Here is a 6,386-nt window from a genome sequence, read left to right as displayed (position 1 = left end):
ATGGGCGGTTGCGATGTCGGGTTCGGGGATTCGCCGGGTGCGGCCCAGTCCGTTCGGCTTGAGGTGACCTCCTCTCGGTCTCAGGTGTCGGGAGGCGTGGCCTCAGTGGTGCTGGACGGTCGGGGTTCGGGCGGCGGGGCCTTGGCGGCCGGTGTCAGGCGCCATCCGGCCGGTGCTCGTTCGATGAAGCCGCCGGCGGCGAGCAGGCCCAGCTTGGCGTTGATCACCGACAGGGGCACGCCTGCCTTGGCCGCCAGCTGGGCCGGGCCCACGGTGCCACGGGAAGGGAACGACTCCAGGACGGATCGGGTCACCGGGTCGAGCCGGTCCCGTGGGAGGACCGGCGTCTGCGGGGCCGGGGCCAGATCGTCCCCGATGCGGCCGACGGCCTCGATCACCTCCTCGTGACGGGTGACGAGCAGCGTGCCCTCCTCGCGGAGAAGCCGGTGCGCGCCGACGGACGTCCGTGAGGTGACGTGGCCGGGGACGGCCATGACGACGCGGTTGAGCCTGCGGGCCCACGACGCGGTGTTCAGGGCACCGCTGCGGGCTTCGGCCTCGACGATCACCGTGCCGCGCGACAGCGCGGCGATCACCCGGTTGCGCACCAGGAACCGGAGCCGATGCGGATGGGTTCCCGGTGGTGACTCGCTCACCAGGACCGAGCGGCGCGCCATCTCCGCGAACAGTCCCTCGTTCGACGCCGGGTACGGGACGTCGAAGCCGTTCGCCAGGACGGGGATCGTGGGACCGTTCGCCGCAAGAGACCCGCGATGGGCCGCGGCGTCGATTCCGAGGGCGCCGCCGGAGATCACCGTCCAGCCGCTGTCGGCCAGCTCCGCCGCGAACTCCGCGGCGACGTGCACCCCGTACGGGGACGCGGCGCGGGACCCGACGATCGCGACCGAGTGCAGGCAGCTCCTGCGCAGGTCGCCGGGGCCGCGAAGCCACAGAGCGTAGGGGCGTTCGCCGCCGAGGTCGTCGAGGGTGGTGGGCCATTCGGGGTCTCCCGGGCAGATGAGGCGTCCGCCGAGTTCGGCGCACACGGCGAGGTCCTGGTCGGGGGCGGCGCCGACCAGCCGGATCCGCCAGTGTTCGAGGCGCGCGGATTCCTTCTCGCCGAGGCCGAGGCCATCGGGTGGACGGCCGGTGCGGATCGTGTCGAGGGCGCCTTCGGCACCGCAATGGTCGATGATCCGGTTGAGGAAGGCGTCGCCGGGTTCGGCGACGGCGGACAGGGCGGCACGCGCGGCCCGTTCGGCGTTCATGAGCGGCCCGCCGACCACAGGCCGAGGGCGCCGCCGATGTCGTCGGCCTCGGGTTCGTCGTGGCCCGCGAGGTCGGCGATCGTCCAGGCGACCCGCAGGATCCGGTCGAGGCCCCGGGCGCTGAGCGTGCCGCGCTGGAGCGCGTCGTCCGCGCTCCGCATCGCCTCGCCGGACGGGACGAAGCGGCGGCGCAGTTCCGGCCCGGGAATCTCGGAGTTCGCCCGCCAGGGGGTGCCGGACAGCCGTTTGAGCGACCGTTCCCTGGCGTCCAGGACCCGTTCGGCGACGACCTTGCTCGTCTCGGCGAACTCCAGGTCGTATCTGAGTTCGGCACGGCTCGCCGGTGTCAGTTCGAGTTTCAGGTCGATCCGGTCCAGGAGCGGGCCGGAGATGCGGGTGCCGTACTTGCGGCGGATCCCCGGGGCGCAGGAGCAGTCGATCTGTTTGGCGGCCGCGCACGGGCACGGGTTGGCCGCCAGGACGAGCGTGAACCGGGCCGGGAACGTGGCGGTGCCCTCGGCGCGGCAGATCCGGACCCGGCCCTCCTCGAGGGGCTGGCGTAACGCGTCCAGGGTGCCGTGCTGGAACTCCGGCGCCTCGTCCAGGAAGAGGATGCCGCGGTGCGCCAGGGAGACCGCGCCCGGCTGGAGCGTCCTGCCGGAACCGCCGCCGACCATCGCGACGCGGCTGGCCGTGTGGTGGGGCGCGTAGAACGGCGGCTGGGAGATCAGCGGCTGGCCCGGTGGAAGCGTCCCCGCCACGGAATGGATGGTGGTGACCTCCAGCGCCGATTCGGGCTCCAGGGGCGGCAGCAGCGTCGGCAGCCGCTCGGCCAGCATGGTCTTCCCGCAGCCCGGTGGCCCCGAGAAGTAAAGATGGTGCCCTCCGGCCGCGCCGATCTCCAGGGCGCGGCGCGCCTCGGCCTGCCCCCGGACGTCCGCCAGATCGACGTCGGTCGGGGTCTCCTTCCGGCCGACGGTGAGCCTGCCGCCGAGCGCGGGTTCGTCCTCGATCTCCTCGACCGGCAGCGGCTCGTCGCGCAGGATGCTCAGCAGGCCGCGGAGGGTCTGCGCGGAGACGACCTCCACGTCCGGGACGAGCCGTGCCTCCGCCGCGTTGGCGTGCGGGACCACCACGGTGCCGCAGCCGCTCTGGGAGGCGGCGAGCACGGCGGGCAGCACCCCTTGGACGGCGCGGATCCGGCCGTCCAGCCCCAGTTCGCCGATCATGACCAGCCCCGCGCACGACCGGGCGGGGACGACCTCCGCCGCCGCGAGCAACGCGACGGCTATGGCGACGTCGAAATTCGAGCCCCTTTTCGGCATGCTGGCGGGGAACAGCGACACCGTGACGTGGCGGTTGGGCCAATCTTCGTCGGAGTTGAAGATCGCCGCGCGGACGCGGTCCCGCGCCTCGCTGAGCACGGTGTCGGGCAGGCCGACCAGGTGCAGGCCGGGGACTCCGCTGGTGATGGCCGCTTCGACGTCCACCAGGAAGCCTTCCACTCCGACCAGTGACACCGATCGGGTCTTGGCGAGCGTCATCTAGCACACCTCCCTCAGGTGATCGATGGAGAACCCGTCGCCGTCGGCGATCAGGCCGAGCACGTCCACCCGGAGCGGTGCTCCGCGGGCGCCGTGCGCGGCGGCCCACCGCCCGGCCAGCCGGTGCAACCTGGCGGCTTTCTCTTCGGTGATCGCTTCCAGCGGATCGCCATAGCGCGCCGACTTCCTGGTCTTCACCTCGCAGACGACCGTGCCCCGGCCGTCGTGGGCGACGATGTCGATCTCGCCCTCGGGACATCGCCAGTTGCGGTCGAGGATCTTCCAGCCGATCCCGGCCAGATATCGGGCGGCGGCGTCCTCGCCGCGGCGCCCCAGATCGATGTGCGTTCGCATGGCCCTCACCTCCGGAATCGACGCTGCTCGAAGTCGGCGCGCCAAGTAACTAGAACTCGTTCCTGTGGATAACTCGATCGGACATTCGGGAATCGGCTGCTCGAAACCCGGCGTGTGGTGCTTGCATCCCTCGTGGCGACGCCGCACCGTGGCGGCTGTGGACAACGCGCTCGAAGCCGCCGCCGCCGAGTTCGGACGTCACCTGCACGCCGAACGCGACGTCTCGCCGCACACGCTCCGCGCCTATCTCGGCGACCTGAGGGACCTCTGCGCCCATGCGGCCGAGGCCGGGGTGACACGGCCCGCGGAACTGGACGTCGCGCTGGTGCGGGCCTGGCTGGCGCGGCAGCACGCGATGGGGCGCTCCCGGGCAACGCTCGCGCGCCGGACGGCGGCCGTCCGAGCCTTCACCGGCCATCTGCACCGGCTCGGCGTCCTGGAGAGCGATCCCGGGCTTCTCCTGGGCACTCCCCAACGGCGGCGGAGCCTGCCCGCCGTGCTCACACAGGACGACGCGGGCAGGCTTTTGGACCGGATGGACGCCGAAGGGCCGCTGGGGCTGCGCGACCTGGCCGTCCTCGAAGTCCTCTACGCGACCGGCGTACGCATCGGCGAACTCTGCGGCCTCGACGTCGACGACTTGGACACGGGCCACCGGACGGTCCGCGTCCTCGGCAAGGGGGGACGTGAACGGACGGTGCCGATGGGCGAACCCGCCGCCCGCGCCGTCCAGGATTGGCTCCGTACAGGGCGTCCCGCCCTGGTGGGCGAGGACAGCGGCTCCGCACTGTTCCTGGGCGCGCGCGGGCGCCGTCTGCACCCGACGAGCGCGCGGCGGATGGTGCACGCACGCATCGCCGAGGTCGGCGGGATGCCGGACATGGCACCGCACGGACTGCGGCACAGCGCAGCCTCGCACCTGCTGGAAGGCGGCGCCGATCTGCGGAGCGTCCAGGAGATCCTCGGCCACGCCTCACTGCAGACGACCCAGCTCTACACGCACGTGTCGAGCGAGCGCCTCAAGAGCGTGCACAGGCAAGCCCACCCCAGAGGCGCCCAAGAGGGTTGACGCGCCGTCCAGGCGCCGCTCAGGGCGCCCCTGAACGCCGCGACCCGGCCCCTACGGGGTTCGGCGCAGGCGCCGTTCCTTCGACAGGTCGATGACGCCCGGAGGCGGAGAGGGCGGTGGCCGTAGGCGACCGGCACGGGGACGTACGCGGGGACCCGGACGGGCGCGGCGCCACACGAAGGCCAGCGCGTACGCCAGGACCATGCCCGTCAGCGCGCCGCCCGTGGCCGTCGTGGCGTCCCGCAATCCCATGCGGGGCTCAGCAGGGGCGGACTCGTCGCGCTCGTCGGGATGTGGGGCGGGGGACCAGTGCGGGAGCAGCCGGACCTGCCGCCGGACGAGATCGACCGGGTTCAGGTACGTGTCACCACTGCGCAACCCCCAATGCAGGCAAGTGGTCGGGCAGTGCGAACGTTCGCCCTCGACCCGGCCGATCACGGTCCCGGACGTGACGCGGCGGCCGACGCGGACGATCGGACGGACGGGCATGTACGTGGTGCGCAACCGTCCGTGCGTGATCGCGACGACGCCGCGGCCCGCCAGCCGGTCGGCGAAGGACACCCGTCCGGGCCCGGCCGCGCGCACGGGCTGGCCGGGACGCGCCGCGAGATCGACTCCGCGATGGCCCGCGCCCCAGGGGGACGCCGGTGGTGAGAAGGCCCGCAACACTTGCGGGGCGGGCGGGCCCAGCGGCCATCGCCAGGCGTCCGCTCCCGGCGCTCCGATGATGACCAGGCAGGTGAGGAACGATGTGATCAAGGTCATGCGGGAAGACTGCCGACGGCGCGGGCCGGTCGCGACCACGATCGCGAACTGTGGATAACCTCCCGTCCGTCGATTCCCGGAGGTCTCCGCGCCCTGATAATCTGTGATGGTGTTCCGAAAGGACACTGGCCGAGGCCAGGCCATCGCCCGTCCGTCTTCGCGATCGGAGGGGCGAGAAACCGCTACCTGTGAGCGGCCGAGGCCGCGGCCCGGGCGACCGGGCCACAGCCGCCAGGGAAGACCCGGCGGCTGATTTCACGCGTCCGCATGCCACCGAAGCTGGTGGGGTGCCGCCCCTCGGTCCGTCGCCGCCCGGCGACGGTGGGACGGCTCCCGGGCGCAGGCAGACAACCAAATGCGGCCCGCCTGGGCCAGAGAAGGAGAACACGGGCCATGGCACCCGTCGTCACCATGCGGCAGCTCCTGGAGAGCGGCGTCCACTTCGGCCACCAGACTCGTCGGTGGAACCCGAAGATGAAGCGCTTCATCCTCACGGAGCGCAACGGCATCTACATCATCGACCTGCAGCAGTCGCTGTCCTACATCGACCGGGGCTACGAGTTCGTCAAGGCCACGGTCGCGCACGGCGGCACCATCCTGTTCGTCGGCACCAAGAAGCAGGCCCAGGAGGCCATCGCCGAGCAGGCCACCCGGGTCGGCATGCCCTTCGTCAACCAGCGCTGGCTGGGCGGCATGCTCACCAACTTCTCCACCGTCCACAAGCGGCTCACCCGGCTCAAGGAGCTGGAGGAGATCAACTACGACGACGTGGCCGGCTCCGGCATGACCAAGAAGGAACTTCTCGGTCTGCGCCGCGAGAAGGACAAGCTGGAGCGCACCCTCGGCGGTATCCGCGACATGGCGAAGGTTCCGAGCGCCATCTGGATCGTGGACACCAAGAAGGAGCACATCGCGGTCAACGAGGCCAAGAAGCTCGGCATCCCGGTCGTCGCGATCCTGGACACCAACTGCGACCCCGACGAGGTCGACTACCCGGTTCCGGGCAACGACGACGCGATCCGCAGCGTCAGCCTCCTGACCCGCGTGGTCGCCGACGCCGTCGCCGACGGCCTGATCGCCCGTGCCGGCGCCGGTGCGAGCGGTGACGAGAAGCCCGCCGAGGGCGCCGCGTCCGCCGCCGAGCCGCTGCCCGAGTGGGAGCGCGAGCTGCTGGTGAAAGCAGTCCGCCGAGGCCGCGCCCGCCGAGGCCGCCGCCGACGCCGCGCCTGCCGACGCCGCTCCCGCCGAGGACGCGCCGGCCGCGGAGGCCCCCGAGGCCGCCGCCGAGGCTCCCGCCCAGCCGGAGCAGGCGAACGCCGAGGCCGAGCAGGCTTGATCCCGCGATCCCGGCGGCCCCGCGACGGGCCGCCGGGATCGTCGCGGGTC

At 72.3% G+C, this 6,386-nt stretch carries 5 protein-coding genes and 1 pseudogene; 2 read left to right on the top strand and 4 right to left on the bottom strand.

Annotated elements, in window-relative coordinates; all coding sequences use genetic code 11:
* Positions 1 to 80 precede the first annotated feature (80 nt).
* Genes dprA through BJF79_RS01485 form a run of 3 tightly spaced genes read right to left on the bottom strand, consistent with a single transcriptional unit; the run spans position 81 to position 3,166 of the window.
* Positions 81 to 1,268: a DNA-processing protein DprA gene (gene dprA, locus BJF79_RS01495; protein WP_075894656.1), complete on the bottom strand. Its 1,188-nt coding sequence runs from the start codon at positions 1,266 to 1,268 to the stop codon at positions 81 to 83.
* Positions 1,265 to 2,812, bottom strand: a complete 1,548-nt coding sequence (locus tag BJF79_RS01490; protein ID WP_075894651.1) for a YifB family Mg chelatase-like AAA ATPase — start codon at positions 2,810 to 2,812, stop codon at positions 1,265 to 1,267. Before BJF79_RS01490 ends, dprA begins: the two co-directional genes overlap by 4 nt.
* Positions 2,813 to 3,166 (bottom strand): YraN family protein, encoded by a 354-nt coding sequence (locus tag BJF79_RS01485; protein WP_075894650.1) that lies wholly within the window; start codon positions 3,164 to 3,166, stop codon positions 2,813 to 2,815.
* Positions 3,167 to 3,314: 148 nt separating this feature from the next.
* On the opposite strand from BJF79_RS01485, the gene BJF79_RS01480 reads away from it, so the two are divergent.
* Positions 3,315 to 4,235: a tyrosine recombinase XerC gene (locus BJF79_RS01480; protein WP_075894649.1), complete on the top strand. Its 921-nt coding sequence runs from the start codon at positions 3,315 to 3,317 to the stop codon at positions 4,233 to 4,235.
* 51 nt (positions 4,236 to 4,286) lie between these two features.
* Here BJF79_RS01480 and BJF79_RS01475 read toward each other — a convergent pair whose 3' ends face one another.
* Positions 4,287 to 5,000 (bottom strand): murein hydrolase activator EnvC family protein, encoded by a 714-nt coding sequence (locus BJF79_RS01475; protein WP_075894648.1) that lies wholly within the window; start codon positions 4,998 to 5,000, stop codon positions 4,287 to 4,289.
* A gap of 393 nt (positions 5,001 to 5,393) precedes the next feature.
* Here BJF79_RS01475 and rpsB point away from each other — a divergent pair.
* A pseudogene (gene rpsB, locus BJF79_RS01470) lies at positions 5,394 to 6,336 on the top strand (30S ribosomal protein S2).
* The last annotated feature ends 50 nt before the right edge of the window (positions 6,337 to 6,386 follow it).

This window comes from Actinomadura sp. CNU-125 (assembly GCF_001942465.1).
Lineage (GTDB): Bacteria > Actinomycetota > Actinomycetes > Streptosporangiales > Streptosporangiaceae > Spirillospora.
This window is presented reverse-complemented; position numbering and strand designations above follow the sequence as displayed.